This window comes from Isoptericola sp. 178 (assembly GCF_030586525.1).
GTDB classification, from domain to species: domain Bacteria; phylum Actinomycetota; class Actinomycetes; order Actinomycetales; family Cellulomonadaceae; genus Isoptericola; species Isoptericola sediminis.
Map to the genome: position 1 here is coordinate 59,159 of NZ_JAUQYN010000005.1, position 25,691 is coordinate 84,849.

The 25,691-nt window shown below is 73.7% G+C and carries 21 protein-coding genes; 8 read left to right on the forward strand and 13 right to left on the reverse strand.

Annotated features, from left to right (window positions below):
* Positions 1–7 precede the first annotated feature (7 nt).
* Both Q6349_RS14400 and Q6349_RS14405 read left to right on the forward strand, forming a co-directional pair.
* Positions 8–322: a heavy-metal-associated domain-containing protein gene (locus Q6349_RS14400; protein WP_304604674.1), complete on the forward strand. Its 315-nt coding sequence runs from the start codon at positions 8–10 to the stop codon at positions 320–322.
* A 172-nt stretch (positions 323–494) separates the two neighbouring features.
* Positions 495–2,999, forward strand: a complete 2,505-nt coding sequence (locus tag Q6349_RS14405) for a cation-translocating P-type ATPase (protein ID WP_304604675.1) — start codon at positions 495–497, stop codon at positions 2,997–2,999.
* A gap of 21 nt (positions 3,000–3,020) precedes the next feature.
* On the opposite strand, the gene Q6349_RS14410 is transcribed toward Q6349_RS14405, so the two are convergent.
* Genes Q6349_RS14410 through Q6349_RS14425 form a run of 4 tightly spaced genes read right to left on the reverse strand, consistent with a single transcriptional unit; the run spans position 3,021 to position 5,654 of the window.
* Complete coding sequence (locus Q6349_RS14410) at positions 3,021–3,821, reverse strand: ABC transporter permease (protein WP_304604676.1); 801 nt, start codon at positions 3,819–3,821, stop codon at positions 3,021–3,023.
* Positions 3,818–4,711, reverse strand: coding sequence for an ABC transporter ATP-binding protein (locus Q6349_RS14415; RefSeq protein ID WP_304604677.1), 894 nt, complete (start codon positions 4,709–4,711; stop codon positions 3,818–3,820). The genes Q6349_RS14410 and Q6349_RS14415 overlap by 4 nt, the downstream gene beginning before the upstream one ends.
* Positions 4,708–5,007, reverse strand: coding sequence for a transcriptional regulator (locus Q6349_RS14420; protein WP_304604678.1), 300 nt, complete (start codon positions 5,005–5,007; stop codon positions 4,708–4,710). Before Q6349_RS14420 ends, Q6349_RS14415 begins: the two co-directional genes overlap by 4 nt.
* Positions 5,004–5,654, reverse strand: coding sequence for a hypothetical protein (locus Q6349_RS14425; protein WP_304604679.1), 651 nt, complete (start codon positions 5,652–5,654; stop codon positions 5,004–5,006). The genes Q6349_RS14420 and Q6349_RS14425 overlap by 4 nt, the downstream gene beginning before the upstream one ends.
* A gap of 201 nt (positions 5,655–5,855) precedes the next feature.
* Between Q6349_RS14425 and Q6349_RS14430 the strand changes: the two genes are divergently transcribed.
* Positions 5,856–6,671, forward strand: coding sequence for a CPBP family intramembrane glutamic endopeptidase (locus Q6349_RS14430; RefSeq protein WP_370375367.1), 816 nt, complete (start codon positions 5,856–5,858; stop codon positions 6,669–6,671).
* A 56-nt stretch (positions 6,672–6,727) separates the two neighbouring features.
* Here the strand turns inward: Q6349_RS14430 and Q6349_RS14435 are convergent, their stop codons facing one another.
* The 4 genes from Q6349_RS14435 to Q6349_RS14450 are packed head-to-tail and all read right to left on the reverse strand — an operon-like array spanning position 6,728 to position 12,182.
* Positions 6,728–8,407 carry an ABC transporter ATP-binding protein gene (locus tag Q6349_RS14435; RefSeq protein WP_304604680.1) on the reverse strand — a complete coding sequence of 560 codons (1,680 nt, stop codon included), beginning with the start codon at positions 8,405–8,407 and terminating at the stop codon, positions 6,728–6,730.
* Positions 8,404–9,474, reverse strand: a complete 1,071-nt coding sequence (locus tag Q6349_RS14440) for an ABC transporter permease (protein ID WP_171246183.1) — start codon at positions 9,472–9,474, stop codon at positions 8,404–8,406. Before Q6349_RS14440 ends, Q6349_RS14435 begins: the two co-directional genes overlap by 4 nt.
* Positions 9,474–10,517 carry an ABC transporter permease gene (locus tag Q6349_RS14445; protein WP_304604681.1) on the reverse strand — a complete coding sequence of 348 codons (1,044 nt, stop codon included), beginning with the start codon at positions 10,515–10,517 and terminating at the stop codon, positions 9,474–9,476. The genes Q6349_RS14440 and Q6349_RS14445 overlap by 1 nt, the downstream gene beginning before the upstream one ends.
* Before the next feature lie 15 nt (positions 10,518–10,532).
* Positions 10,533–12,182 carry an ABC transporter substrate-binding protein gene (locus Q6349_RS14450; RefSeq protein WP_304604682.1) on the reverse strand — a complete coding sequence of 550 codons (1,650 nt, stop codon included), beginning with the start codon at positions 12,180–12,182 and terminating at the stop codon, positions 10,533–10,535.
* A gap of 173 nt (positions 12,183–12,355) precedes the next feature.
* On the opposite strand from Q6349_RS14450, the gene Q6349_RS14455 reads away from it, so the two are divergent.
* Positions 12,356–15,106, forward strand: a complete 2,751-nt coding sequence (locus tag Q6349_RS14455; protein WP_304604683.1) for a lysylphosphatidylglycerol synthase transmembrane domain-containing protein — start codon at positions 12,356–12,358, stop codon at positions 15,104–15,106.
* Between the two features lie 186 nt (positions 15,107–15,292).
* Here Q6349_RS14455 and Q6349_RS14460 read toward each other — a convergent pair whose 3' ends face one another.
* A complete protein-coding gene (locus Q6349_RS14460) occupies positions 15,293–15,574 on the reverse strand; it encodes an HU family DNA-binding protein (protein ID WP_304604684.1) in 282 nt (93 codons plus the stop codon).
* A gap of 163 nt (positions 15,575–15,737) precedes the next feature.
* A complete protein-coding gene (locus tag Q6349_RS14465; RefSeq protein ID WP_304604685.1) occupies positions 15,738–16,460 on the reverse strand; it encodes a copper resistance CopC family protein in 723 nt (240 codons plus the stop codon).
* A gap of 71 nt (positions 16,461–16,531) precedes the next feature.
* On the opposite strand from Q6349_RS14465, the gene Q6349_RS14470 reads away from it, so the two are divergent.
* The 3 genes from Q6349_RS14470 to Q6349_RS14480 all read left to right on the forward strand — a co-directional run bounded on the left by Q6349_RS14470 (position 16,532) and on the right by Q6349_RS14480 (position 20,497).
* Positions 16,532–18,580: an NAD(+) synthase gene (locus Q6349_RS14470; RefSeq protein ID WP_304604686.1), complete on the forward strand. Its 2,049-nt coding sequence runs from the start codon at positions 16,532–16,534 to the stop codon at positions 18,578–18,580.
* Positions 18,581–18,653: 73 nt separating this feature from the next.
* Positions 18,654–19,916 carry an amidohydrolase gene (locus Q6349_RS14475; RefSeq protein WP_304604687.1) on the forward strand — a complete coding sequence of 421 codons (1,263 nt, stop codon included), beginning with the start codon at positions 18,654–18,656 and terminating at the stop codon, positions 19,914–19,916.
* 122 nt (positions 19,917–20,038) lie between these two features.
* On the forward strand, positions 20,039–20,497 hold the full coding sequence (locus Q6349_RS14480; protein WP_304604688.1) for a hypothetical protein: 459 nt from the start codon (positions 20,039–20,041) through the stop codon (positions 20,495–20,497).
* Positions 20,498–20,538: 41 nt separating this feature from the next.
* On the opposite strand, the gene Q6349_RS14485 is transcribed toward Q6349_RS14480, so the two are convergent.
* On the reverse strand, positions 20,539–22,545 hold the full coding sequence (locus tag Q6349_RS14485) for a penicillin-binding transpeptidase domain-containing protein (protein ID WP_304604689.1): 2,007 nt from the start codon (positions 22,543–22,545) through the stop codon (positions 20,539–20,541).
* Between the two features lie 37 nt (positions 22,546–22,582).
* Between Q6349_RS14485 and Q6349_RS14490 the strand changes: the two genes are divergently transcribed.
* Complete coding sequence (locus tag Q6349_RS14490) at positions 22,583–23,665, forward strand: M15 family metallopeptidase (protein ID WP_304604690.1); 1,083 nt, start codon at positions 22,583–22,585, stop codon at positions 23,663–23,665.
* A 21-nt stretch (positions 23,666–23,686) separates the two neighbouring features.
* Here Q6349_RS14490 and Q6349_RS14495 read toward each other — a convergent pair whose 3' ends face one another.
* Positions 23,687–24,886, reverse strand: a complete 1,200-nt coding sequence (locus tag Q6349_RS14495) for a MalY/PatB family protein (protein WP_304604691.1) — start codon at positions 24,884–24,886, stop codon at positions 23,687–23,689.
* 64 nt (positions 24,887–24,950) lie between these two features.
* Positions 24,951–25,646, reverse strand: coding sequence for a hypothetical protein (locus tag Q6349_RS14500; protein ID WP_304604692.1), 696 nt, complete (start codon positions 25,644–25,646; stop codon positions 24,951–24,953).
* Between the last annotated feature and the right edge of the window lie 45 nt (positions 25,647–25,691).

Genomic DNA, 25,691 nt, shown 5'->3' on the forward strand with positions numbered 1-25,691 from the left:
GAGCACCATGAGCACCGTCACCACGCTGGGCGTCACCGGCATGACCAGCACCGACTCCGTCGCGCGCGTCACCGAGCGCATCGAGAGCGTCGACCGCGCCGAGCACGTCAGCATCGTGCTCCACCCGGACGCGGAGTCCGAGGTGACGGTCTTCTCCGACGAGCCGCTCGACGAGGCTGCGCTGCGCGCCGCCGTCGACGAGGCGGGCTACGAGGTCGCCTCGCTCGACGTGCAGACGGACGCGCTCGCGGCCCAGCAGGCTGAGCAGGCGCCCGGCAAGCAGCGGGCGCACGACGACGCCGCGCACACCTGGGGCCGCTGAGCGGCCCCCTGCGCCCCCCTTCTTCCCGCGGACCGTCCGCCGACCCGCCGTCCTGCCGGACGGCGCGGACCCTCCGCGCCGCACCGGACACCCCGGTGCACCCGACCGCGCCGACCGCCTCCCCGGTCCGCCGCCGGTGACATCCACGCACGCACCACAGGAGTCACCTCCCATGACCACCACCCCCAGCCCGACCGTGCGCGAGGTCGACCTCGCCGTCTCGGGCATGACCTGCGCCAGCTGCGTCGCGCGCGTCGAGAAGAAGCTCGGCAAGCTCCCCGGCGTCGAGGCGACCGTGAACCTTCCCCTCGAGACCGCACACGTGGTCCTCACCGAGGAGCACGACGACGACGCCCTCGTACGAGCCGTCGAGGCCGCGGGCTACACCGCGACGATCACCCGCTCGCGCAGCGCGGAGACGTCGTCCGACCCCGGAGCGGGCACCGACGTGCTCCTCGCACCCGACGGGCGGGACGTCCCCGGACCGGAGGAGTCCTCCGACGCGCCGGCGGCGGACGAGGCGCCCGCCGCCGGCGGCGCCGAGTACCGCGGCGCCGACCTGCTCCGCCGGCTCCGCGTGTCCGCCGTGCTCACCGTGCCGGTCGTCGCGCTGTCGATGGTGCCCGCCTGGCAGTTCCCCGGCTGGCAGTGGGTCGTGGCGGCCCTGGCGCTGCCCGTGGTCACCTGGGGCGCGTGGCCGTTCCACACGGCGGCCGCCCGCGCGGCGCGGCACGGGTCGTCCACGATGGACACCCTGGTGTCGATCGGCGTCACCGCCGCGACCCTCTGGTCGCTGTGGGCCCTGCTCCTCGGCGGGGCCGGCGAGATCGGCATGACGATGGACGTGTCGCTGCTGCCCTCCCGCGAGCACGCCGGCGCACCGGAGCTCTACTTCGAGGTCGCGGCGGTGGTCACGACCTTCCTGCTGGCGGGACGGTACGCCGAGCACCGCTCGAAGCGACGGGCCGGCGACGCGCTGCGCACGCTGCTCGAGATGGGCGCCAAGGACGCCGAGCGCGTCCGCACCCGACCGGACGGCACCCCCGTGACCCGTGACGACGGCCGGCCGGTCACCGACCGCGTGGCCGTCTCCGCGCTGCGCGTCGGCGACCTGTTCGCCGTGCGGCCCGGGTCCACGATCGCCACCGACGGCGAGGTCGTCGAGGGCGCCTCCGCGGTGGACACCTCCCTGCTGACCGGCGAACCGGTGCCCGTGGACGTCGCACCCGGTGACGCCGTCACCGGTGCCACCGTCAACACCTCCGGCCACCTGCTGGTGCGGGCCACCCGTGTCGGCGAGGAGACGACGCTCGCGCAGATCGGGCGGCTCGTCGCCCAGGCGCAGACCGGCAAGGCCCCGGTGCAGCGGCTCGCGGACCGCATCTCGGCGGTGTTCGTGCCGATCGTGCTGACCCTGTCCGTGCTGACGTTCGGCGGGTGGCTGCTCGCCGGTGCGGACCTGCCGTTCGCGTTCACGGCCGCGGTCGCCGTGCTCATCATCGCGTGCCCGTGCGCCCTGGGCCTGGCGACGCCGACGGCGCTGCTGGTCGGCACCGGGCGCGGGGCCCAGCTCGGCGTCCTCATCAAGGGGCCGGAGATCCTCGAGTCCACGCGCCGGGTCGACACCGTGGTGCTCGACAAGACCGGCACGGTCACCGCCGGCGCGATGGCGCTGGAGCGGGTCGTCCCCGCGGCCGGGGTCGACGCCGACGAGGCGTTGCGGCACGCCGCCGCCGTCGAGGCACGCAGCGAGCACCCGATCGCCCAGGCGATCGCGCACGCGCCCGCGGCGGCTGCCGAGGGACACGACGCGCCGCACTCCGCGGGGGATCCTGCCGCGGACCCGGGCCGCCGGCCCGCCGAGGTCGGGGCCGACGGCGTCACGGCCGGCGCGCTGCAGGTGTTCGACTTCCGCAGCGTCCCCGGCGGGGGCGTCGAGGCCGTCGTGCGGACCGCGCACTCCGGGCTGGGCGACGCGGGGCTGGGCAGCCGCCGGGTCACCGTCGGCCGGCTGAGCTGGCTCGACGAGACCGACGTCCGTGTCCCCGACGAGGTGCGGGACACCGTCGCGGAGGCGGAGGACGACGGGGCGACCGCCGTCGTCGTCGCCTGGGACGGGTCGGCCCGCGCCGTGCTCGTGCTGCGCGACCCGGTGAAGCCGACGTCGGCCGAGGCCGTGCGGGAGCTGCGCGACCTCGGGCTGCACCCGGTGCTGCTGACCGGGGACGCCGAGGGCGCGGCCCGCGCCGCGGCGGCCGAGGTCGGGATCGACGAGGTGATCGCCCGGGTGCTGCCGCAGGACAAGGCGGCCACCGTGGCGCGCCTGCAGTCCGAGGGGCGCACGGTCGCGATGGTCGGTGACGGCGTGAACGACGCCGCCGCCCTGGCCACCGCCGACCTGGGCCTGGCCATGGGCACCGGCACCGACGTGGCGATCGAGGCCAGCGACATCACGCTGGTGCGCGGCGACCTGCGGGCGGCCGCCACCGCCGTCCGGCTGTCCCGGCGCACCCTGCGGATCATCCAGCAGAACCTGTTCTGGGCGTTCGCCTACAACGTCGCCGCGATCCCCCTGGCCGCGGCCGGTCTGCTCAACCCGATGATCGCGGGTGCGGCGATGGCGGCCTCGTCGGTGATCGTGGTGAGCAACTCGCTGCGCCTGCGCCGCGCCGGCTGAGATCGTCGTCGTGGGCGGGGATCAGCGGAAGCGCCGGCCCTCGTCGCGGCGGTACGCCACCACGGCCAGCGTCGCGAACAGCACGGTCCAGCCGAGCAGCACCGGCCACGCGCCGGCGTAGGCGTCCGCGCCGGTCAGCGCCTGCACGAGCAGGTCGCGGCCGGCGCGGGTCGGCGTCCCCTGGGACAGCGTGTTCAGCCAGTCGGGGAACGCGACCGGCGGCAGGAACAGCCCGCCGGCGAAGGCCAGCGGGAACAGGACGACCTGCACGACCGGCAGCGCGGCCTTGGCCGTCAGCGAGTACCCGACGGCCATCCCCAGCAGCACGAACGGGACCGCCGTCGCCAGGATCGTCGCGACCCCGGCGAGCAGCTCGAGGAGCGTCACCGAGGCGGCGGTGAAGAACGCGCCGATGAGGATCAGCGGCACGAGTCCGAAGAGCGCGAAGACGGCCCCGTTGAGGATCCGCGCGACCATGCGCGGTCCCGGCCCCGCCGGCAGGGAGCGCACGAACGGGTCGAACGGGAGCTGACGGTCCTCGGCCACGCCGAGGCCGTAGGTGAACAGGCTCGCCGAGCAGACGGCGAAGAGGGCCAGCCCCGCGACCGCCATCGTGGCGAACACGGGGTTCTGCGCGACGTCGCTCTGCGGCACGACGAAGAAGAACATCGCCAGCGCGGGGAAGAACATGTTCCCCAGCACCGCGATGGGGATGCGCACCGTCTCCAGGAACTGGAACTTCAGGTGCAGCCAGGTCATCCGCACCGGGCTCACGGTGCCCGACGGCGCGACGACGGCGGGTGCGGGTGTCACGCGGGTCATCGGTCCGCTCCTTCCAGGGAACCGGAGGCGACCATCTCGGCGAACGCCTCCTCGAGGCTGGCGCCACGGATCTGCAGGTCTGAGAACGCGACGCCCGAGGTCACGAGGTCACGGACCAGCGCGTCCGCGTCGGGCGTGTAGAGCTCCTGGGTGCCGTCGCCGCGGTGCTCGCCGCGGGACACTCCCGGCCGGTCGACCAGGTCGACCGCCGCGCGCAGCACCACCCGGCGCAGTCCCACCCGGCGCAGGATCCCGTCCAGGGAGTCGTCCGCGCGCACCACGCCGTGATCGATCACCACCACCCGCTCGGCCAGCGCCTGGACCTCCTCGAGGTAGTGACTGGTCAGCAGCACGGTCCCGCCGCCGGCGTGGTACCGCCGGATCGCCTCCCACAGCACCTGCCGGGCGGTGACGTCCAGTCCCGTGGTGGGTTCGTCCAGCAGGATCACCCGGGGACGGCCGACGAGGGCCAGGGCCACGGCGAGCCGCCGCTTCTGGCCGCCGGACAACGACCCGGTCTGCTTGCGCGCCTTGTCCGTGAGACCGAACTGCTCGAGCAGCTCGGCGGTCGGCACCTGGTCCGGGAAGTGCCCGCCGACGAAGTCGACCACCTCGCCGACGCGCAGGGTCGGCGGGAGGCCGGTCTCCTGCGGGGTGATGCCGAGCCCGATCCGCGACGCCGCGTCCCGCGGGTCGCCGCCGAGCAGCCGGACGCGGCCGGTGTCGGGTCGCCGCTGGCCGCTCACGAGGGACAGCAGGGTCGACTTGCCGGCCCCGTTCGGACCGAGCAGCCCGACGAGCTCGCCGGGGCCCACCTCCAGGGAGACGTCGTCCAGGGCGACGACGTCCCCGAAACGGCGGGTGACGCCGTCGACGTCGATGACGGTCATGATCCGGCCCCTCTCAAGAGGTCCTGCAGGGTGGTGGTGTAGTCCTCGAAGGCCCGTCGACCGTCCGTCGTCAGGGCGAGGTAGGTGACGGGCCGACGCCCGGCGAACTCCTTGGTCTGGCGCACGTAGCCGGCGTCCTCGAGCTTGCGCAGGTGCGTCGAGAGGTTGCCCGCGGTCATGTCCAGGAGCTTCTGGAGCTTGGCGAAGGTGATCTCCTCCCCCACCTCCAGCGCGGCGAGCGTGGACACGACCCGCAGCCGCGCCGGGGCGTGGATGACGGTGTCGAGCTCGGTCATCGCCGCGCCCCTGCCCGGCGCCGCAGGTGCAGCACCTGCCAGACCACGGTGATCGCGAGGAACCCGCCGCCGCCGACCGTCGCCATGACGAGGTAGGTGGCGGGCATCCCCGCCATCGTCGCGACGCCCCCGGTGAGCAGGATCCAGGCCCCGAGGACGGACAGCCCGCGGTCGCCGAAGGACGCGCCCCCGGTCAGGTACATGACGCCGATGATGACGCAGGCCAACGCGTTCGAGGCCAGGCCCGTCACGTCGTCGGACGCCCCGGCGCGGCCGAGTCCGGCGATGACGAAGGGGTACACGCCGAACGCCAGGAACCACGTCGCCCCCCACAGGACCGTGGCCCGGTGCCCGGGGCCGCGGGTCCCGGCGGCGCGGCGCGCGCTGTGCACGATCGTGACGACGACGGCCACGGCGAGCAGGGTCCCGAAGACGACGTAGGCCACCACGCCGGGCACGCCGAGCGCGCGGGCGCTCGTCCACAGCACGAGGTAGCCGACCGCCCAGGCGATCCCCCACACGAGACAGATCAGGCGGCCGTCCGGTTCGGTGCCGCGGCGGACCCGACGCTGGGACTCCGCGATGAGGTCCAGGCTCGCGGCGGGGTCGAGGGGGTGGTCGGACCGGCTGTCGGGTTCGGTGCTCACGATGGCTCCGGTGCTCTCGATGAGGTTTGCAGTACAAACTACTTTGCAGTGTGCCACCGGTTCCCGGAACGCACAAGACCCCGCCGACCGCTGTGGGCATGAAATCTGCGCCTCCGACCCGCGGTGGGGCCGCACATCTCATACCCACAGCGAAGGGTGGGGCGCGCTTAGGCTGGGCCGGTGAGCGCACCACGACCCGCCGTGAAGGACCGTTGGACGCCGCCGGCGCCCGCCGCGCCGGCCCGCACGCCGCGGGACCGCCGCCGGACCGGCGCCGAGATCTGGCTCGTCCTGGGCCTCAGCCTCGGCCAGAGCGCGATCTACGCGCTGGTCAACATCGTCGCCAGGCTGACCTCCGGCACGGCGCTGGCCGAGCAGTCCGCGACCCTCAACGCCTCGCGGTCGGCGCGCCCGTACCTCGACCTGACGTACCAGCTGCTCGGGATCGCATTCGCCGTGCTGCCGGTCGCGCTCGCTCTGTACCTGCTCAGCGCCCGCGGCCCGGGGACCCTGCGCCGCATCGGTCTCGACGCCGCCCGGCCCGGCCGGGACACCGCCTGGGGTTTCGCCCTCGCGGCGGCGATCGGCATCCCCGGGCTGGCGTTCTACACCCTCGGGCGGTTCCTGGGGATCACCGTCGAGATCCAGGCCAGCGCGCTCGAGGACTACTGGTGGACCGTCCCGGTCCTCATGCTGGCCGCGCTGCAGAACGGGCTGCTGGAGGAGGTGATCGCCGTCGCCTACCTGCACGAACGCACGAGCGACCTCGGCTGGCACCGCGTGACCTTCGTCGTGGCCAGCTCGCTGCTGCGGGGCTCCTACCACCTGTACCAGGGCATCGGCCCGTTCTTCGGCAACATGGTCATGGGCGTCGTCTTCGCCTGGTTCTACACCTCACGCCGGGGACGGCAGCGCGTGCTGCCCCTGGTGATCGCGCACACCCTGCTCGACGTCGTCGCCTTCGTCGGGTACGCGTTCCTGCCGGCCGACTGGCTCTCCGCGCTCGGCGTCGGCTGACGGCGGACCGCCGGGTGGGAGCGGCACGGGGCCGCCCCCACCCGAGGGTCACGGCGTCACGCCGTCGCCAGGGCCGTCCGGCGTCGCGCCTGCTCGGCCGGGTCCGGCACCGGCAGCGAGGCCAGCAACCGACGGGTGTAGTCCTCGCGCGGCGAACCCAGCACCTCCGCACCGGTCCCGGACTCGACGAGACGCCCGCGGTAGAGCACCGCGATCCGGTCGGCGAGCAGGTCCACGACCGCGAGGTCGTGCGAGACGAAGAGGCAGGCGAACCCGAGCTCGGCCTGCAGGTCCGCGAACAGCTCCAGGACCCGCGCCTGCACGGAGACGTCGAGGGCCGAGGTGGGCTCGTCCGCCACCAGCAGCTCCGGGTCCAGCGCCAGGCCGCGCGCCAGGGACGCCCGCTGACGCTGCCCGCCGGACAGCTCGTGCGGGTAGCGGTCGCCGTAGGAGCGCGGGAGCTGGACGGCCTCCAGCAGCTCGTCCACCCGGCCACGTGCCGCCGCGGGCGACGCGGCCCGGCCGTGCACGACCAGCGGCTCGGCCACGCACTCGGCGATCGTCAGCAGCGGGTTGAACGACGTCGCCGGGTCCTGGAAGACGAACCCGAGCCGCGGCCGCATGCCGGCGAGGGCACGGCCCCTGGCACCGCGCATCTCCGTGCCCAGCACCCGCAGCGACCCGCTGGTGACGGGCTGCAGCCCGGCCACGGCCCGGGCGATGGTCGTCTTGCCCGAACCGGACTCCCCCACCAGCCCCAGGACCTCACCGGGCCGGATCGTCAGGGACACGTCGTCGACCGCGGTGAAGCCCGGACGCCGGAACCTGCCCGGGTAGGTGATGGTCAGGTGCTCGGCCCGCACGACCGGCTCGCCGTCGGCCCATCCCTCGGGCCGGGACGCCGCCCGGGCCTCGGCGCGCGCGGTGCCCTCGCCGACCCGTGGCACCGCCCCGAGCAGCGTCCGGGTGTACTCGGCCTGCGGGTCGGCGAAGAGCTCCTGCACGGGAGCCTCCTCGACCACACGGCCCTGGTACATCACGGCGACCCGGTCGGCCAGGTCCGCCACCACCCCCATGTTGTGGGTGATGAGCACGATCGCCGTCCCGGTCTCGTCCCGCAGCCGCCGCAGCAGGTCCAGGATCTCCGCCTGGACGGTGACGTCGAGCGCCGTCGTCGGCTCGTCGGCCACGATCAGCCCGGGGTCGAGGACCAGCGCCATGGCGATGACGACACGCTGCTTCTGACCGCCGGAGAACTGGTGCGGGTAGTGGTCGACGCGCTGCTCGGGATCCGGGATCCCGACGGTCCGCAGCACCTCGACCGCCCGCCGCCGCGCCTCCTTCGCCGAGACCTTGCCGTGGGCACGCAACCCCTCGGCGATCTGCCAGCCGACCGTGTAGACGGGGTTCAGCGCCGTGGAGGGCTCCTGGAACACCATGGCGACGTCGCGGCCGCGCACCCGGCGCAGCTCCGCGCCGGACACGTGCACGACGTCGGTCTGCGCGCCGTCGTGCCCGCTGAGCACGACGGCGCCGCTCGCCGTGGCCGTCTCCGGCAGCAGGCCGAGGATGGTCTTCGCCGTCACGGTCTTGCCCGACCCGGACTCGCCGACGATCGCGAGCACCTCGCCCGGGGCGACGTCGAGGCTGACGCCGTCGACGGCCCGCACCGGGCCGGCGTCGGTGGCGAACGAGACCGCGAGGTCCTCGATGTGCGCGACGCGCGACGTGCTCATGACTCCTCCTTCGACGGGCCGGTGGTCCCGGCGTCGGCGTCCGACCCGGCGTCCACCGACGTGGCGGCCACCGCGCCGGCGACCTTGCGCGACCGGGACCGCACCCGCAGGCGCGGGTCGGCCAGGTCGTTGAGGGACTCGCCCACGAGCGTCATCCCCATGGCGGCCAGCACGATCGCCAGACCGGGGAACAGCGCCGTCCACCAGATGCCCGAGGTGACGTCCGCGACCGCCCGCTGCAGGTCGTAGCCCCACTCCGCGGCGGCCGTCGGTTCGATGCCGAACCCGAGAAAGCCCAGCCCCGCCAGGGTCAGGATGCCCTCGGAGGCGTTCAACGTGACGATGAGCGGCAGGGTGCGCACCGAGTTGCGCAGCACGTGGCGGGTCATGATCCGCCGGTGCGGCGTGCCCAGGACACGAGCGGCGTCGACGAACGCCTCCCCCTTGATGCGGACCACCTCGGCCCGCACCACGCGGAAGTACTGCGGCACGAACACCACCGTGATCGACAGCGCGGCGGCGAGGACGCCGCCCCACATGCTCGACTGGCCGCCCGAGATGACGATGGCGAGCAGGATCGCCAGCAGCAGCGACGGGAAGGCGTACACGGCGTCGGCGACGAGCACGAGCACCCGGTCCGCCCAGCCGCCGAAGTAGCCCGAGACCAGACCGAGCAGCACGCCGACGACGATGGACGCCGTCACCGCGACGATGACGACGAGCAGCGCCGTCTGCGCGCCCCACACCACCCGGGAGAGCACGTCGTACCCGCCGACGGTGGTGCCGAACCAGTGCTCGGCGCTCGGGGGCTGCTGGGCGCCGAAGGCGCCCTCCGGGGTGCGCAGCTGGGACCAGCCGTACGGCGCGATCCAGCGGGCACCGACGGCGGTGACCACGAACACGGCGCACAGCACCAGCCCCGTGACGAGCATGCCTCGCTGGAGGCCGACGCTCTGGCGCACCTGGTGCACGACGGGCAGCCGCTTGAACCACGCGCCGCGCCCCTGCAGGTGCTCGGGCGCGGCCGGCACCGGGGGCGGGGCCCCCTGGGTCTCCGGGGCGGTCATCAGTACCTCACTCTCGGGTCGACGAGGGCGGCGATCACGTCCACCAGGAAGTTCGTCACCGCGACGATGACGGCCATGACCACGACGATCCCCTGCACGGCCACGAAGTCGCGGGCCTGCAGGTACTCCGAGAGCTGGAAGCCGAGGCCGCGCCACTCGAAGGTGGTCTCGGTGAGCACGGCGCCCACCAGGAGCATGGCGATCTGCATGCCCGCGACGGTGATGATCGGGATGAGCGCGGGACGCCACGCGTGCGCGGTGACCAGGCGCCGCTCCTTCACGCCGCGCGACCGGGCGGAGACGACGAACTCGGTGCCCAGCGTGCTGATCATGTTGGTGCGCACCAGCCGCAGGAACACCCCGGCCGTGAGCAGGCCGAGCGCCAGCGACGGCAGGACGGCGTGCGAGAGCACGTCGAGCAGGACGGCGGGGTCCCCGGTGGCGAGGGCGTCGACGACCATGAAGCCCGAGTCGGCACCCGCCTTGCGCATCTCGATCTCGCCGGCCGTCGAGACCCTGCCCGCGACCGGGAACCAGCCGAGCCAGACGGAGAAGATCAGCTTCAGCAGCAGACCGGCGAAGAAGACCGGCGTCGCGTAGGCGAGGATCGCCAGCACGCGCAGCACGGCGTCGGGCAGCAGGTCGCGCCGGTAGGCGGCGATCATGCCGAACGGCACGCCGAGGACGAGCGCGACCAGCACGGCGTACGTGCTCAGCTCGAGCGTCGCCGCGCCGTAGGTGGTGAGCACCTCGGTGACGGGCCGGTTGTCGCTGATCGTCGTGCCGAAGTCGCCGGTGAGGATCCCCGAGAGGTACTCCCAGTACTGCACGAGGATCGGCCGGTCGTACCCGGCGGCCTGGATGCGTTCGGCGAGCTGGTCGGGGGTGAGACGACCGCCGAGGGCGGCCGTGATCGGGTCACCCGTGGCGCGCATGAGCACGAACACGGTGGTGACCAGGATGAAGACGGTCGGGATGATGAGCAGGAAGCGCACCAGGACGTACCGCCCCAGTGCGCTTCCTGCCGTCGGTGATGCAGCCACGGACAGGGTCCTCGATCAGCCCTTGCTCAGCGCCGCGTAGCGGAACTTGAACGAGGCGTCGAGGGTCTCCTCGGCGCCGGACACGTCCGAGCCCACCACGGCGACCTGCGCGCCCTGCAGGTAGGGCACGGTCGACAGGTCCTGCGCCACCGTGTCCTGGATCTCCTCGATGACGCCGGCACGCTCGTCCGCGTCCTCGGTGACCCCCTGCTCGACGATCAGCTCGTCGACCTCCGGGTTGGAGTAGTGGTTGCCGAGGAACCCGCCGTCGAGGAAGAACGGCGTGAGGTAGTTGTCCGCGTCGGAGTAGTCCGGGAACCAGCCGAGCTGGTAGGCCGGGTAGACGTCGGCGGTGCGGTCCTTGCTGTACTGCACCCACTCGGTGGTCTGCAGGTCGACGCTGAACAGCCCGGAGGACTCCAGCTGGTCCTTGATCAGGGCGTACTCGTCGCCCGAGGACGGGCCGTAGTGGTCGTTGGAGTACTGCAGGCTGAGCTCGACCGGCGTCTCGACGCCCGCGTCCTCGAGCACCTGCGTGGCGGCGTCGGTGTCGGGGCCGCCGTCACCGTCGCCGTACATCTCCTTGAGGGACTCGGTCGCACCGGTCAGGCCGGCCGGGACGTAGGAGTACAGCGGGGTGTAGGTGCCCTTGTAGACCTGCTCGGAGATCGCCTCGCGGTCGATGAGGTGGGCCACGGCCTGACGCACGGCCAGCGCCTTGTCCTCGTCGGCGTCGTCCTGCGCGGCGCCGTACGGCTGGGTGTCGAAGTTGAAGACGACGTAGCGGATCTCGCCGCCCGGGCCCTCGACGACCTTCACGCCGTCGTCGCCCTGCAGGTCCTCGATGTCGGTCGAGGACAGCGACCGGAAGGCCACGTCGACCGAGCCCTGCTGGACCTCGAGCTTGAGGTTGGAGGCGTCGGCGAAGTACGACACGTTGATCTCGGGGGTCTTCGCCTCGCCGAGCAGCCCCTGGTAGCCGTCGAAGGCCTCGTAGGTCACCAGCTCGTTGAGCGTGTAGCTGGTGATCACGTACTGGCCGGCGAAGGCCTGGCCGTCCACGATCTCCGTGTCCGGGGTCAGGGCGTCGGCCGAGAAGACGTCCTCGTCCACGATCGGGCCCGCCGGGGACGACAGGATCGACGGGAAGACCTGGTCGTTCGCCTCCTTGAGGTGGAAGACGACGGTGGTGTCGTCGACGACCTCGGTGCTGTCCAGGTTGTACAGCAGCGACGACGGGCCGCTCTCGTCGGCGATCGCCAGCTGACGGTCGAAGCTGAACTTCACGTCCGACGCGGTCAGGTCGTTGCCGTTGGCCCACTTCAGCCCGGACTTCAGGGTGACCGTGTACTCGGTCGGCGCCGTGAACTCGGCGGACTCGGCGATGTCCGGCTCGACGTCCGGGCTCCCGTACGGCGTGTTCATCAGGAACGGGTAGACCTGGTTCATCACCGCGAAGGACCCGTTGTCGTACGAGCCGGCCGGGTCGATGGTCGTGATCTTGTCCGTCGTGCCGATGGTGAGCGACGTACCAGCACCGCTGTCGCCCTCCGCCTCGGAGCCCTCGTCCGTGCCGCCACCGCCGCACGCGGTGAGCACCAGCGCGACAGCAGCCGCCCCGGCAGCGGTCGAGACGGCGCGTCGCGTCCCGCGAATCGTCCTCATGTGTGTTTCCCTCCTCGATGCGGCCTCCCGGCCGCATGCCGTCCACGTTGACGGCAGTTCTATCAGGCAATCATGTCGCCCAGATCACATCAGTGTGACATGTCCGGCAGATCAGTCCGGCCTTCACCCCCCTCCACCGGGCCTCGACCGCCCCGCCGACCTAGACTCCCCCCATGTCCCGAGGCAGCGGCGAGGGCCCCGCGGGCCCTGGAAACCCGCCGGGCACGGTGCACGACGTCGGGTCGTACGGCGCCGCGGACACGCCGCCGCCCACCGGCGCCTTCGACGCGCTCTTCCTCGCCGGCGGCGCCCCCGACGACGACGCCGGGCTGGTCCGGGTCGTCGACACCCCGGAGCAGCGCGTCCGCAACCCCTCGGACCTGCTCGGCCTCATCAGCAGCGCCGTCGGCGTCGCCGCGGTCCTCGTGCTGTCCGTCGTCGCCCACGGCACCACCGAGGGCGTGACCGCCGACGTGCGCGCGTTCAACACCCTGCTGGGCGAGCTGCTGTTCATCCCGGTCGCCGTGCTCGAAGGGCTCGTCACGCTGTTCGTGCCCGTCGCCGTGCTCGCCGAGCTCGGCGTGCGGCGCCTCGGCCGTCAGGTCGTGGAGTCGATCGTCGCCGCGACGCTCGGCATCGTGCTCGGCGTCCTCACCGTGCTGATGGTCGGCTGGTGGGGCGGCGACGACCTGCTGCGGTCGCTGTCGATCTTCCGCGACGGGGCCTGGCGGATCACGGTCCCCATCTACGTCGTCGGCATCGCGGCGCTGCTCACCACCGCCGGCCCCCGCACCCGTCGGCGCACCGTCCGCTGGTCGTGGAACGTCCTCTACCTGGCGCTGGTCATCGCGCTGATCACCGGGCAGGCCCCCCTGCCGAGCGTGCTCGTCGCCCTGCTGCTCGGCCGGCTCGCCGGCCAGACCGTGCAGTACGCCTCCGGGGTGCGGTCCGAACGCGCCTACGGCGGCGAGCTCGTCACGGCCGTCCGCCGTGCCGGCTTCCGCCCGACCACCCTCGTGCGGGTCCGGGACGTCACCGCCCCCGTGAACGCCGACACGCCCCCCGCCCCGATACCCGACGAGACCGTCACGGACGTCGACGCCTCCGGCGCGGTCACCGGCCGCACCACCCTGCGCGCCCTGCTGCGCAACCGTCCCCGCTACGGCGGCCGCCGCGGCGCCGGCGCCGACGTCGGCACCGGGCTGCCGGCGTCGGACACCCTCGCCGACCCGGCGACCCGCGCCCTGACCCGCACCGGGGACGCCCGCGTCTACGCGATGTTCACGCCGGACGGCGACCGCCGCGACGTCGTCGTGCTCGACGGCGACCGGCACGTCGTGGGCGTCCTGACGCGGCTGTGGCGCGGCCTGCGCCTGCGCGGCCTGGAGGGCCGGGCCCAGGTGTCGCTCAAGGCCGTCGCCGAACGCACGGCGATGCTCACCTACGCCGCCGACGCCGCCCACGTGCGCACCCCGCGGCTGCTCGGCGTGGGCGAGGCCGCGGACTCGATCGTGCTGGTCACCGAGCACGCCGTCGGTGCCGTGCCGTGGCGCGACCTGCCCGACGAGGCGCTCGCCGGGGACCGTGGCCACGCCGTCCTGGCCGCCGTCTGGGAACAGCTGCGGCGCGCGCACGAGGCCGGCCTGACCCACCACGCGCTCACCCCGGACGTGCTGCTCGTGGACTCCCACGGCACCCGCCCCCGGGTGTGGCTGACCGGGTGGGAGCAGGGCGAGATCGCCTCCACCATCCTGGGCCGACGCCTCGACCTGGTGCAGATGCTCGCCCTGCTCGCGCTGCGGGTCGGCCCCGGACCTGCCGTCGCGTCGGCCGTGCGTGCGCTGCCCGCCGACGACGTCGCCGCCGTGGGCCCGCTGCTGCAGTCCATCGCCCTGCCCGCCGCGACCCGCGTGGCCGTGCGCCAGCGCCGCGGACTGCTCGACGACCTGCGCGACGCCCTCGTGGAACGGCTGCCGCAGGTGGACGTCCAGCCGGAGAACATCACGCGGTTCGGTGCCCGGACCGTCATCACGCTCGCCCTGTCGATCGGTGTGGTCACCGCGCTGGTGACCACCATGAACCTCGACGAGATCACCGACGCCGTGAGCCGGGCCAACCCCTGGTGGGTGGTCGCCGCGTTCGTGCTGGGCGCGGTCACGTGGTTCGGCGCCGCGCTGACGTTCGTCGCGTTCTCCCCGAAGCGGCTGCCGCTGTGGCGGGCGACGCTGACCCAGATGGCGGGGTCGTTCGTCGCGCTCGCGGCCCCGGCGGGCATCGGTCCCGCCGCCCTCAACCTGCGGATGCTCACCCGCCGCGGCGTCGAGCTGCCGATGGCCGTGGCCACCGTCGCCCTGGTGCAGGTCTCCCAGTTCGTGGTCACCGTGGTCCTGCTGGTGGTGCTCTCGATCTTCACCGGGTCCGGCGGACTCATCGAGCTGCCCTCGATCACGGTGCTGCTGGCGATCGCCGGGATCGCCGCGGTCATCGCGGCCGTCCTGCTGGTCCCCGCGATCCGCCGGTGGATCTGGGGGAAGATCAGGCCCACGCTGGAGCAGGTGTGGCCGCGGCTGTCGCAGATGCTCGGCCAGCCGACCCGGCTGGCCCTCGGGATCGGCGGCAACGTCGTCATGTCGCTGGGCTACGTGCTGGCCTTCGACGCCGCGCTGGCGGCGTTCGGCCAGTCCCTCAACCTCATCGACGTGGCCGTCATCTACCTCGTGGGCAACGCCCTCGGAGCACTGGTCCCGACGCCGGGTGGTCTCGGTGGTGTCGAGGCGGCGCTGACGGCCGGGCTCACCGCGGCAGGCATCCCGGCCTCGATCGCGCTGTCCACGACGATCCTGTTCCGGGTGGTCACCTACTGGGGCCGGGTGCCCTTCGGGTGGGCCGCGATGCGCTACCTGGAGCGCAAGGGCGACCTCTGACCCCGGGCGCTGGGCCGGGCGCGGGAGCGGGAGCGACGAGCGTGCTCGTTCAGCACGCCATCCCCGCGGATCGGGTACCGAGTGCGCACGCTCGTCGCGCCGGAGGGGGAGCGGACGCACGAGGGCCCGTCGTCCGCGACTCCGCGGACGACGGGCCCTCGGACGCTGACCGGGGTCAGCGGAGGATCACTTGGCGACGGCCTTCTTCAGCAGCGAGCCGGCGCTGATCTTGACGCCGTAACCGGCCGGGATCTGGATCTCCTCGCCGGTGCGCGGGTTGCGGCCGGTGCGGGCGGCACGCTCGACACGCTCGACCGACAGCAGACCGGTGACCTTGACGGCCTCACCCTTGCTGAGGGACTCGACGAGCACCTCCTGGAAAGCGTTGAGCGCAGCCTCGGCGTCCGACTTGGTCAGGTCGGCCTTGGAGGCGATGGCCGAGGCCAGCTCGGACTTGTTCAGCGACATGTGAATCCCTTCTCCGGATCACGACGTACGGAGCCGTACGTCGTCACGTTCACGGCCAGACCGGCAGAACCGGTGGACCGGGAACACACTATGGAACATCCGCGGGTTCCTGCGACTTTTCGCCGTCTCGGCGTGCCTGACCAGCCCCGTGCGGACGGGTGGGTCAGCTCAGCGGCCCCTGGGTCGGGCCCTGGCCGTGGTCGTCGTGGAGCCGGCGGCGCGAGCGCGCCAGCATCAGCGCGGCGACCCCGATGATCGCGACCAGCGCGCCGCCGTACAGCACGGGCATCCCGCCCGCGCCCGAGGAGTCGTCCTGCACCGGAGCGGACGGGCCGGGCTGCTCGCTCGGTGCCGCGGCCCGGTCGTCCGTCTCGGCGGCCTGCGCGGAGTCCTCGCCCGCGTCCGCCGCCGGAGCGGCGACCTCGTAGGCGAACGACCCCTCGATGGGGTGACCGTCGGAGGACACGGCGCGCCAGGCGACCTCGTACTCCCCGCCGGCGGCCTGCCCGGGCACGGCGGCGACGACCTCGGGGCCGTCGACGGTGACCTCGGCGTCGACCGGCTCGCCGGACGGCGGCGTCACGCGGACCTGCGTGCCGTCGGCGATGACGTCGGAGCTGAAGGTGAGCGTCAGGTTCTCGACGGGCTCCTCGAGGGAGGCCCCGTCCTCGGGGTCGGTGGAGAGCAGCTGGTCGTGCGCGCCGGCGGACAGCGCACCGACGAGCATGACGGCGGTGCCGCCGACGGCGGTCAGCAGCATCGAGAGCGCCACGACCGCGGCGATCAGGCGGTTCCGCCGCTGCGAGCGGACGGGCGTCCAGTCCGGCCCCTCGGACGGGGCGGACGGTCGGGATCGGGGCCGGGAGCCCTCGGGATGGTGCGCCACGACGTCGACGATAGCCCCGCCGTCGCGGCGTCGGCCAACACCGGACCGGTGTCGTCGGGCACACTCGGGGTGTGGACTTCCGCAACGCCTACGCCCACGGGTTCGCCCGGGTGGCCGCCTGCACCGTGCCGGTGACGTCGGCCGATCCCGCCGCGAACGCCGCCGCGATCCTCGACCAGGCCCGTGCCTGCCACGACGACGGGGTGGCGGTCGCGCTGTTCCCCGAGCTGTCGGTCTCGGGGTACGCACTGGGCGACCTGCACCTGGCCGACCCGCTGCTCGAGGCCGTCGGGGACGCGCTCGAGCAGATCGTCGAGGCCAGCGCCGACCTGCGTCCGCTGCTCGTGGTGGGCGCGCCGCTGGAGATCCACGGGCGCGTCCACAACTGCGCCGTGGTGGTCCACGGCGGCCGGGTGCTCGGTGTGGCCCCGAAGTCGTACCTGCCCACCTACCGCGAGTTCTACGAGCAGCGCTGGTTCGCCTCCGGCACCGACCTGCGCGGGTCCACGGTCCGGCTGCCCTTCGCGGCCGAGGAGGTCCCGTGCGGCCCGGACCTGCTGTTCCGCGCCTCCGACGTCGCGGGCCTGACGGTGCACGTCGAGGTGTGCGAGGACATGTGGGTGCCGGTCCCGCCGTCGGCCGAGGCCGCGCTGGCCGGCGCGACGGTGCTGCTGAACCCCTCGGCGAGCCCCATCACGATCGCCCGCGCCGAGGACCGTCGGCTCCTGGTGCGCTCGGCCTCGGCCCGGTGCCACGCCGCCTACGTCTACGCCGCGGCGTCGCAGGGCGAGTCGTCCACCGACCTGTCCTGGGACGGGCAGACCATGGTCTACGAGGCCGGCGACGAGCTGGCCGAGACCGATCGGTTCCCGGACGGCCCCCGGCGCGCGGTGGCCGACGTCGACCTCGACCGCCTGCGCCAGGACCGGTTGCGTCAGGGCACGTTCGACGACAACCGGCGCGCCCTCGGCGACCGGGTGCGCGGCTTCCGCGTCGTCGAGTGGCAGGTGCGCCCGCCGTCGGGCGACGTCGGCCTGCGCCGGCACGTGGACCGCTTCCCGTTCGTGCCCGACGACGCGGCGCGGCTCGCCCAGGACTGCTACGAGGCGTACAACATCCAGGTCACCGCCCTGGAGCGACGGCTGACCGCGATCGGCCGGCCGAAGGTCGTCGTCGGCGTCTCCGGCGGTCTCGACTCCACCCACGCGCTCATCGTGGCCGCGAACGCGATGGACCGGCTCGGACGGCCGCGCACTGACGTGCACGCGGTCACGATGCCGGGGTTCGCGACGTCGGCGGAGACCAAGGACCGTGCCACCCGCCTGGCCAAGGCCCTGGGCGTGCGGTTCGAGGAGCTGGACATCCGGCCCGCCGCGGAGCAGATGCTGCGCGACCTCGGCCACCCGTACGGCGAGGGCGAGGCCGTCTACGACGTCACCTTCGAGAACGTGCAGGCCGGGCTGCGCACCGACTACCTGTTCCGGATCGCCAACCACCGCGGCGGCATCGTCCTGGGCACGGGCGACCTGTCCGAGCTGGCGCTGGGGTGGTGCACCTACGGCGTCGGGGACCAGATGTCGCACTACGCCGTGAACACCGGCGTCCCCAAGACCCTCATCCAGCACCTGATCCGCTGGGTGGCGGACTCGGGCGACTTCCCGGTCGAGGTGGGCGACGTGCTGCGCGAGATCGTCGTGCAGGAGATCTCCCCCGAGCTCGTGCCGTCCGGGGAGGGCGAGACGCCGCAGTCCACCGAGGCGACGGTCGGCCCGTACGCGCTGCAGGACTTCACGCTGTTCTGGACGCTGCGGTTCGGGATGCGGCCGTCCAAGATCGCGTTCCTCGCCTGGCACGCCTGGCGGGACGCCGAGGCCGGGGCGTGGCCGCCGAACTACCCGCACGACGACCGGTCGGCCTTCGACCTGGCCGAGATCCGCCGCTGGATGCTGGTCTTCTTCCGCCGGTTCTTCGCCTCCCAGTTCAAGCGGTCCGCGCTGCCCGACGGCCCCAAGGTGTCGCCCGGCGGCACGATGTCGCCGCGCGGGGACTGGCGGATGCCGTCGGACGCGTCCGCGGCGGCCTGGCTGCGCGAGATCGAGGAGAACGTCCCGGAGCGCTGACGCGGCGCGGGTCGCCCGCCGGCCGGCCCCGCCCGGTCGAGGCCGTCGGGGTGCCGGGGGCAGGATGGCCCCCATGACTTCCACCTACCCCACCGCACCCGGAACCACCCGCAGCTCCGTCGCCGTCACGAACGGCTACGTCGTCCCCGTGGCCGGCGACCCCGTCGAGAACGGCACGGTGCTGATCGAGAACGGCGTCATCACCGCCGTCGGCGCCGACGTCGAGATCCCCGACGGCGTCCCGACCCTCGACGCGGGCGGCCGGTGGGTGCTGCCCGGGTTCGTCGAGGCCCACGGCCACGTCGGCGTCCACGAGGAGGCCGAGGGCTGGGCCGGGGACGACACCAACGAGAAGACGGCCCCGAACGGGGCCGCGTTCCGCGCCCTCGACGGGATCAACATCGAGGAGGAGGGGTTCCGCGACGCCCTGGCCGGCGGCGTGACCTCCGTCGTCGTCAAGCCGGGCTCGGCCAACCCCATCGGCGGGCAGACCGTCGCCATCAAGACCTGGGGCGGACGCACCGTCGACGAGCAGGTCCTGCGCGAGGCGGTGTCGGTCAAGAGCGCCCTGGGCGAGAACCCGAAGCGGGTGTACGGCGAGCAGAAGAAGACGCCGTCGACCCGGCTCGGGGTGGCCTCGGTGATCCGCCAGGCGTTCCTCGACGCCCAGCACTACGCGGCCGCCCGCGCCGCCGCCGAGGAGAAGGGCGAGCCGTTCGCCCGCGACCTGACCAAGGAGACGCTGGCCCGCGTCCTCGACGGCGAGCTCGCCTGGGACCAGCACACGCACCGGGCCGACGACATCGCCACGGCGATGCGGCTCGCCGACGAGTTCGGCTACCGCCTCGTGGTGAACCACGGCACCGACGGCGCCGCGGTCGCCGACGTGCTCGCCGAGAAGGGCGTCCCGGTGATCTTCGGGCCGATGTTCACCACCCGCACCAAGGTCGAGCTGCGGAACCGCGACATCGCCCACCTGGCCCGGCTGGCCGAGGCCGGGGTGACCGTCGCGATCACCACCGACCACCCGGTGGTGCCCATCAACTTCCTGGTGCACCAGGCCTCCCTGGCCGTCAAGGAGGGACTGGACCGACAGGTCGCCCTGGAGGCGCTGACGGTCAACCCCGCGAGCATCCTCGGGCTGGACGACCGGGTCGGCGCGCTGCGGCCGGGCCTCGACGGTGACGTCGTGATCTGGTCGGGCGACCCGCTGGACGTCAACGCCCGCGCCGAGCACGTCCTCGTCACCGGGACCGCGGTGTACTCCTGGGACCGGGACGCCGACGGCGGGCGGGGCGCCGGTCGCGTCGTGGAGCGCTCCGCACGGTTCGCCTGAGGTCTGCCGCGAGCGCCCGGGCGGGAGGTCCCGGACCGTCCCGCCCGGGCCCGCTGTGAGACACGCGACAAACACCCGGAGGAAGTTGCCTGGTCGGGCCCGATCCGTGTCGAATCGTTCCCATGCGAACCCTCCACGCCGCGACCGCGGTCGTCTCCGTTGCCCTCCTGCTCACGGCGTGCGCCGGGCCCGACACGGTCTCGCCGGCGTCCGGGTCGTCCGGGTCGTCCTCCGCCCCGGAGGCCTCGTCGGAGACGGAAGCCCTCACCCGCGTCCAGACCACGTGCAGCGGCTACTACGGCGGGGACGACCTCTCGATCGACCACCGCGTCGACAGCTGGGCCGCCGAGCTCGACCAGCCGCTGACCGAGGAGAGCCGCGAGGCGTTCTCCATCATCAGCTACCGGCTCGACTCCCGGATCCGCTACGCGGACAACGGCCCCGTCGCGATGCTGAAGGCGATCAAGACCCCGTTCGACGAGGCGCTCGCCGGCACGCCGGCCGACCCGGACGACGTCGCGGAGGCCGTCGCCTCGCTCGAGGCGATGTGCCAGGACGACGGGTTCACGATCCCCGAGTGACGGCCCGGCGGTCGCGGACCGCCCCCGCCGGACGGCCGGACTCAGCGGCCGGTGAGGAACCTCCCCATCAGAGGTCCCGCCGTCGTGGAGCCGAACTCGCCGTCCTCGACGAACACCGCGACCGCGAGGTCGTCCGCGATCGCCAGCATCCACGCGTGCTGCTGGGACCCGTCGCCGTACTGGGCGGTCCCGGTCTTCGCGCCGGTCACGCCGGGGACGTCGGCCAGCTCCGAGGCGCTGCCGTCGGACACCACGGCACCCATGAGGTCCTGCAGGTCGGCGGCCTCGGACGCGCCGAGCCCGTCGGCGGTCCCGGCCGGTTCCTCGGCCGGCTCCGCCGTGGCGTCCTCGGCCGACGGCGACGGTGACGCGCTGTCGTCGTCCTCGCCCTCGGCCGGGCGGACCAGGAACGGTTCGACCCGCTCGCCCGCCGCCACCGACGCCGCCACCGTGGCCATCCCCAGCGGCGAGGCCAGCACCTTGCCCTGACCGATGAGCGCCTCCGCGTGCCCGGTGGCCGACGCCTCGGTCGGGACCGCGCCGAGGAAGGCCGGGGCGCCCACCGCCGGCTCGCCGAGACCGAGGTCGACGGCCGCGGCCGCCAGGTCCGCCTGCCGGACCTCCGCGCCCGCGCCGATCATGGCGGTGTTGCACGAGTGGGCGAACGCCGTGCGCAGCGTCACCTCACCGGTCGCCTCCTGCGGGTAGCCCGGGACGTTCTCGTACGTGCGCCCGTCGACGGTGATGCGGCGCGGGCACCGGACCGTGTCCTCGGGGAAGACGCCGGAGCGCATCAACGACAGCGCCGTGGCCACCTTGAAGGTCGAGCCCGGCGCGTACTGCCCCAGCGTGGCCGTCGACCAGCCCGCGCCGCCCGGGCCGCTGGCCGCGGCCAGGACCTCCCCGGTCGACGGCCGGACCGCCACGATCGCGCTGGCCGGCTCGACATCGGCGAGGACCTTCTCGGCCAGGACCTGCAGGTCCGGGTCGAAGGTCGTCGCGACGTCCGCGCCGTCGACGCCCTCCACGCGGTAGGCGTCGCGCAGCACCTCGCCGTCCTCGCCCGCGACCACGTGGACCGCCAGACCGTCGGTCCCGGTGAGCACGGCGTCGTAGTCGCGCTGCAGACCGGACAGACCGACGACGTCCCCCCGCTGCACGGCGCCGTCGGACTCCTCGATGATCTCGGCCGTCGCCTCGCCGGCGCGGCCCAGGATCGGCCGGGCGAAGGACGACGTCGGGGCGAGCTCCATCGTGTCCGCCAGCACGTTGACGCCGGCGATCGACCGTGCGTCGCGTGCGGTGAACGACACCCCCGAGGTCTTGCGGTCCTGGCGGATCGTGATCGCCTCGACGTACGCCTTGTCGCCGGCACCCTCGACCCGCGCCGCGTAGGCCGCGGGATCCAGGCCGACGAGCTCGGCCAGCTCCGTCGCCTGCTGCTCGTACTCCTCCGGCTCGAGGAAGGTCTTGTCGATGCCGATGCGCCACACGTCGCGCGCGGTGACCAACGGCTCGCCGCGCACGTCCAGGAGGTCGCCGCGGTCGGGCGCCAGCACCTCCAGCTCGAGACGCTCCCCGCCGGCGAGGCCGGGCACGATGACGTCGGGCCCCCAGCGCACCTCCCACGTGCCGGGTTCCTCGGAGTCCTCCGGCGGCGGGGCCCAGACCATCTCGGTCTCGGTGGTGTAGTCCCAGGTGTGCCCCGCGGCGAGCGGCCAGCTCCAGGCGAGCCGCACGGACGCACGGGGTGGCTCGTCCTCCTCGGTCGTGGCCTCGACCACCTCCGCGACGGTCACGTCCGGCACGGCGTCGCCGTCGCCGGCCGCGGCGACGAGCGGTTCCACGACCTCCGTGAGCTGCTGCTGCGGGATGGCGCTGGTGTCGGACACCAGCGTCAGCGCCGACAGGTCCTGGCGCGCCAGACCGTCCGCCAGCGCCTCCGCGGTGTCGTCGGGCGCGGGCCGCTCGGGGCCCGTGCACCCGGCCGCGGCGAGCACGGCGGACGTCAGCAGGACGGTCAGGGCGAACGATGTCCGACGGCGCACGTGGCGAGCGTAGCGTCCCGTCTGGCACGCTGCGGTCGTGAACTCCCGATTCGTCCCGCCTCGGCGGTCGTCCCGTCTCGCCCGGACGGTCCTCGTCGCCACGGCGCTCGCCGCCGGGACGGTCGCCGGGACGGCGTCGTCCCCCGACCTGACGGGAGGCACGACGAGCACTCTCGCCGACGGAGCGCCGGCGGCGCAGCCCACCCCCACGGCGGCCTCCCGCTCGACGCGGGGGCGCGAGGACTCCGGGGCCGGGACGACCTCGTTCGTCGGGTGGGACACCGACGCGCGCCGGACCGCCGACCAGCCGTCCGCCGACGGGGTCCTGGTCGCACCGGCCCAGGGGCGACGGCTCGCGCTGCAGCAACGGGTCGACGGCGAGTGGCTCACGCGGAGCACGCTGACGCTGGACCACGGCGGCGCCGACGTCGCGCGGGTCGCCCTCACGCGGCACTGGCGCCACGCGCCGACCACGCGGTGGCGGCTGCAGGCGTCCGCGACCGCCACGGCCGCGGCGGCCACGAGCGCGGTCAAGGAGGTCACGGTCACCTGGGAGGCCACCGACGACCCGACCCTCCCGACGGTGCTGGTGACCAAGGACCGCCCCGTGCGCCCGGCGGGCTACGAGCCGGAGCGCCTGGTCCGTCCCGAGGGCCCGGGCCAGGCCGGGGACGTCCGGCTGGTGCCGGCGGCCGCCCGCGCGATCGAACGGCTCGCCGCGGACGCGGACGCGGCCACGGGCCGCGAGCTCGTGCTCGTCTCCGGCTTCCGGTCCGCCGACTACCAGGAGGACCTCTTCGGCCGGTACGCCGCACAGCACGGCACGTCGGGGGCGGACCGGTTCTCCGCCCGCAGCGGCCACTCGGAGCACCAGACCGGCTGGGCGGTCGACGTCACCGAGGCGGGTGTCGACTTCACGCGGTTCGGCGGGACGCCGTCGTCGGACTGGGTCGCCGCGAACGCGTGGCGCTACGGCTACGTGGTCCGGTACCCGGCCGGCGGCGAGGAGATCACCGGCTACGACGCCGAGCCGTGGCACCTGCGGTACGTCGGCGAGGACCTCGCCACCTACGTGCACCGCACGGGCACGACGCTCGAGGAGGCCTTCGGCGTGGCGTGACGGCGGCGGGCGGGCACCGGATCAGAACGCCCGGCCGAGCCGCTCCACCGCCGCGGTGAGGATGTCGACGGAGGTGGCGAGGTTGAGCCGCAGGAACCCGTCACCACCGGCACCGAAGTCCCGTCCGTCGCCGAGCGCCACCTTCGCGGTGCGCAGCACGTGCCGGTGCGGGTCGACCCCGGCCGGGACGGCGTCGCGCACGTCCAGCCACATCAGGTAGGTGCCCTCGGCCGGGTGGACCCGGACCGCGGGGGCGTGCTCCGCCAGCAGCCGCGTCGCGAGCTCCCGGTTGCGCACGATCCCGGCGCGCAGGGCGTCGAGCCATGCGTCGCCCTCGGTGTACGCGGCGGCGTGCGCCAGCACCGCGAGGTGGTTGACGGCGTGCCCGGCCTCCTCGGGGACGCGGCGCAGGTCGGCCACGGCGTCGGGCCCCGCCAGCGCCGTCGCGGCCCGCAGACCGGCGAGGTTGAACGCCTTGGACGCCGAGTGCACGGCGATCGCGCTCTCGCTGCCGGGCACGCTCAGCAGCGGCGTGAACGGCGTGCCGCCGTCGGTCAGGTCGGCGACCGTGAACGGCGCGTGGATCTCGTCCGCCACGACGCGCACGCCGTACCGTCCGGCGAGGTCGAGCACCGTCTCGAGCTCGTCGCGGGTGTGGACCGTGCCGGTCGGGTTGTGCGGGCTGCACAGCAGCAGCACGGCACGCCGCCCCGACCCGGGTCGCCCGCTGGCGGGTCCCCCACCGGTCGCCTCGCGGAACGCGGCCTCGAGCGTCGTCGGGTCCAGACGGCCGGCGTCGGTCAGGGGTGCCTCGACGACCCGTCGTCCCTCGTTGCGCGTGTACCCGTAGAACGGCGGGTAGACGGGCGGGGTGACGACGACGGCGTCGCCCGGGGCGGTGAGCACCCGCAGGATCTCCGTGACGGCGACCATGACGTCGGGCAGCGTGCGGCTCGTGGACGCGTCGGGGGTCCAGTCCCAGCGGCGCTGCGCGAACGGCACGAGCGCGTCCGCGTAGGTGGTGCCGCGGTCGTACCCGGTGTCACCCACCTCGAGGGCACGGGTCACCGCGTCGACGACGAACGGCGCCTGCGGCACGTCCATCTCGGCGACGAACATCGGCAGGACGTCCTCGGGATAGGCGGTCCACTTCACCGAGGTACGACGGCGCAGGTCGTCGAGGGAGAGCCGGTCGAGCGGGCTGACGCTGGTGTCGATCACGTCCCCGGTCTAGCAGACGACGCTGACGTCGGCAGTTCCTCCGGTCACACCGTGGCCCGGTGGCTCACACCGTGGCGGGACGGACGACGTCCGCCCACTGGTCCTGCCGGAGCGACTCGCCGGCCTCCTGGAGACCGGACCAGCGGCGGGCGTCGGCGATCGTGTCCGCGAGCAGGGCGCGCAGCCGGGCGTCGACGTCGGGCAGGAAGGACTCGCTGATGCCCTGGACGGCCGTGGAGACGACGGACGGCGCCGCGTCGCGCACGAACCGCTTCGGCTTCACGTGCGTGCCGGCGCAGAACCGACGGGCCCACTCGGCGGTCTTCGGGACGGTGGCCAGCGCCGCGACGCTCTCCGGCGACATGGTCCCCTCCGGCCGGGCGTCGAGGACGTCCAGCATCCGTTCGGCCCCGTAGACCGCCACCGCGAGGGTCTGCTGACGGTCGGCCGGTGCGACGGGCAGAGCGGTCTGGGCGGCCCGCAGGGCGATGCGCACGTCCCAGTGCGGGTCGTCGCTGTTGAGCCCGATCACCGACGGGATCATCGGCGCCAGCCGGGGCCGGTGATGGTCGGACGTCAGGTCGTTGACGGCGCGCGCCAGCATCGCCAGCAGCGGATGGGTGCACTGGGGATGATCACTCCAGCGCTCCCCGGCGAGGAACGACGCCAGCTCCATGAAGCAGGCGCCCTTCTTCGGGTTGCGGTGCTTGCCACGGCCCAGCATGGGCAGTGCGTCGAACGTTCCAGCGGTTCCCACCACGGTGCCACCCCCGTCTTGGTCCTTGCTCCAGTGTGCGCGCGGTGT